We start from the raw sequence: 3,354 nt of genomic DNA, 5'->3' as shown, positions 1-3,354 counted from the left end.
CGAAGAATCCGTACGGGCTGTGGTTCCTCAACACGCTCGTCATCGCCGTCGTCACAGGTCTGGTCACCGTGTTCATCGGTGCTTGTGCGGCATATGCCTTCTCGCGCATGCGCTTTGCTGGACGTCGTGTGGGGCTCGTAACGATCGTCGTCGTGCAGATGTTTCCGCAGCTGCTCGCCGTGGTCGCGATCTTCCTGCTCATGACGACGCTGGGGGACTGGTTCCCTGCCATCGGCTTGAACACGCACACCGGACTGATCCTGGTCTACCTCGGCGGCGCGCTGGGTGTGAACACCTACCTCATGTACGGCTTCTTCAACACGATCCCCAAAGAACTCGACGAGGCCGCCCGCATCGACGGCGCCGGCCACGCCCGCATCTTCTTCACGATCATCCTGCGCCTGGTGGCTCCGATCCTCGCCGTGGTGGGGCTGCTGAGCTTCATCGGGACGGTCAACGAGTACGTCGTGGCCAGCGTCATGCTCATCGATCCGGAGCAGCAGACCCTCGTGGTCGGCCTCACCAAACTCGTATCCAACCCGCGTTACGCGGACTGGTCGGCGTTCTCTGCCGGAGCCGTGATGGCTGCCATCCCTGTGATGATCCTGTTCCTGTTCCTGCAGAAGTACATCGTCGGCGGCCTCACGGCCGGTGCGACCAAGGGCTGAGGCCGACGAGCCGGTGGTGTTCGCGCGCGCAGCAGGCATCATGAGCGCGTGTCCAGCCCCGCACTGCGTGCGGCTCGTCGTACCGTGGAGACATGGCACGGGCTGACGGTCGCAACCTCGCATTGAGTTGGATCGCGGGTCTCATCTGCACCGGCGTCGTCGCCGCGCTGGTGTGGCTCGCGCTGCCGATGGGGCCCGTGATGGTGCAGTACGTCGGCGATACGTTGCGCACGGTCTTGCCGGGGGGTGCGGACGCTCCCTGACGGGTCGGCCGACACGTCGGCACGCCTGCGCTTTCGCATGCCATCGCGGCGATACTCTCGCACTGCACACAACGAGGAGAGGCGCCCACATGAGTGACCCCGAGGTTCCCCAGCACGAGCAGAAGTCCGGCGTCGACGACGTCGTCGACAGCGCCAATGCCGGACTCGCGGAGGCCGAGGCCGCGCGCGCCGACCAGCCGCAAGCGGCCGAGGCGGATGCTGCGGACCACACGCCCGCCGATCCCGCGCCCGCCGACAACACCCCCGTCGATCACGACGCTGTCGACCCCGACCTCGCAGCATTCGAAGCGGCCGAGCGCGACCACCCCGGGACCTTTGGCGGAGCGGGGCGTGCCGAAGCGGCCCCTGTGAATGACGAGTTCCGCTTCAGCAGGACGGATGACGCGACGATCGCCGACTCCGCGTATGCGCCGCCCGTCGCCGACGCCACCGAGACCCGTGTCGTCCCCTCCGAGCCGTACGCGGCGGAGACGGTCGCCGCGACGCCGGCCCACCAGCAGCCGATCTTCGTTCAGGCACCTGAGCCGCCGCGCGAGCGGGGCAACCGTGGCACGGCCGGTGCGATCGGTCTGCTCGCCACGATCGTCTTCGCGATCCTGTATCTCGGCATCGGGCTGGGGTGGAGCGCGCTTCGCGGTGACATCGCGGGCGGCGAGGTCGTCGACGTCGTTCTCACCACGCTGACGACCTGGGCGTTCTGGGTGCCAGTCGCCGTCTTCTTCATCGGCTTCTGGCTGCTCGGAGCGATCATCAACCGCGGCCGCTGGGGACTCTGGGTCGTGTTCGGGCTCCTGGTGGGCGTCGTCTCCTACGGCGGGTACATCCTCGGTCAGCTGTTCGAAGCGCCGTTCTGGCTCATCAACGCTTCTGAGGCGACCACGCTCGTGGGCGACCAGCTCTTCGCGCCCCTCGCGATCGCATCGTTCGTGCTCGGCCGCGAACTGACCATCTGGTTCGGTGCATGGGTCGCCCGCAGCGGCGCCCGCAAGACCGAGCTCAATGACGAGGCCCAGCGTGAGTACGAGCGCACGCTCGAGGCCGGTCCGAATCTCTCGAGGTAACCACGGACATGTCATCGTCTGACCCCCGTGGGCCCGAGTCCGCGGGGGTTTCGGCTGTCCTGGCGACGGTGATGACGGCCATCGGATTCTTCGCGCTGGCGGTGTTCGGCCTCGGGGCGCTGAGCGTCGCGACGGATGCCGACATCATCTCCGTCCACGGTCTGGGCCAGGCGCCCGGCATCGTCGGCATGATCATCGCGATCGCGGTGTTCGCCGGCATTCTCTGGCTCGCCGTCCGGATCGCACGACCACGGTTCCGATCTGTGTGGACCATCGCGATCGCAACAGCGCTGGCGCACCTGATCGGCGTCGGCATCGCGACGCTCGTCGTGACGGGAGAATTCGTCACCGGATTGGCGGTCATGGGCGGGCTGATCAGCGGGGGAGCGAGTCTCATCATTCTGGCGGCAGCGGCGGTCGCCGGTTGGGCCGGTGTCGCGCTTCGGCGCACCCGGGCGGGCCGTCCGCGGTGGCCGTGGGAGCGCGACGATCCCGACGCCGGTTGACGCGCATGCCCGAAATCTGTTGACCGTGCGCCGATCCCCGTACGCTGGAGGCGTGGAGCGTTCACTGGAGACGCAGGTCGACCTGGCCGTCGAGGCCTGGTTGCGCTGGGTGCCGCGCTGGGAGCCGGCGACCCACCGTGGTCGCGTCGCGCCCTGCCGCCGCTGTCTCGGTTCGCCCATCCTCTCCGCGGTCGGCATCGGGGCAGACGTCCCGCACGGTGTGCAGCACGGCCTTTCGACCCGCATAAAGACAGTCGTCGACCACGCTGTCGCCGCGTACACCGCGAAGAATCTGCCGATGCTGCAGGGCGAGCTGGACCAGCAGGCGGCCCGCAATCGTGCCCGCAGCTACCGGCCCTCCGAAGACCTCGATCCCGAGTACGAGGGCATGCCGCTTGACCCTGACCCGGTGCCCGGTGCGCCGTTCCTGTTCACGATCGCCGGACTCGCCGACGACGAGGCGACGGAGCTGCCGCCCCTGCCGCCGCTGTCCGATGAGGCGAAGGCCGCCCTCCGTCAGGAGGTCACTCTGGCCGACGAGTACGCCAACATGGTCGGCCGAGAGATCTGCGGGATGCTGCTGCGTCATCGCCTCGCGGTGCAGAACGCGATCTCGCAGTACGTCGAGCCGCAGATCGAGGCTCTGCTCGCCGAGCTCACCCAGGCGCTGGATTCGCCGTTCGACCCTGAGGTGCCGTAGCCGGCGAGTCCCGGCGCCCCCGGGCATTTGACCGCTTGCGTTACGCGGGATTACACTTGTTCAGGTGTGTGCACGTCTTCGCGTGCCTGCACGCGGGCTCCGGTCCATACCGGTCTGCCCCCACGGCATACCCAC

General features: G+C 68.0%; 5 protein-coding genes. All 5 read left to right on the top strand.

Going from position 1 to position 3,354, the window contains the following annotated elements:
- Positions 1-668 (top strand): sugar ABC transporter permease (locus ACTIMF_RS18915; RefSeq protein ID WP_442351828.1); only part of this gene is annotated, 668 nt, incomplete at its 5' end.
- A gap of 92 nt (positions 669-760) precedes the next feature.
- Complete coding sequence (locus ACTIMF_RS18910) at positions 761-931, top strand: hypothetical protein (protein WP_441891059.1); 171 nt, start codon at positions 761-763, stop codon at positions 929-931.
- Between the two features lie 89 nt (positions 932-1,020).
- Positions 1,021-2,013 (top strand): hypothetical protein, encoded by a 993-nt coding sequence (locus ACTIMF_RS18905; RefSeq protein WP_442351827.1) that lies wholly within the window; start codon positions 1,021-1,023, stop codon positions 2,011-2,013.
- A gap of 68 nt (positions 2,014-2,081) precedes the next feature.
- Positions 2,082-2,519, top strand: coding sequence for a hypothetical protein (locus ACTIMF_RS18900; protein ID WP_442351826.1), 438 nt, complete (start codon positions 2,082-2,084; stop codon positions 2,517-2,519).
- Positions 2,520-2,571: 52 nt separating this feature from the next.
- Positions 2,572-3,219 (top strand): hypothetical protein, encoded by a 648-nt coding sequence (locus tag ACTIMF_RS18895; RefSeq protein WP_442351825.1) that lies wholly within the window; start codon positions 2,572-2,574, stop codon positions 3,217-3,219.
- Positions 3,220-3,354 lie beyond the last annotated feature (135 nt).

Origin of the sequence: Gordonia sp. (in: high G+C Gram-positive bacteria), assembly GCF_052106715.1 — a bacterium.
GTDB lineage: Bacteria > Actinomycetota > Actinomycetes > Mycobacteriales > Mycobacteriaceae > Gordonia.
The sequence above is the reverse complement of the archived record's forward strand: the minus strand, read 5'-3'. Positions and strand labels throughout refer to the sequence as shown.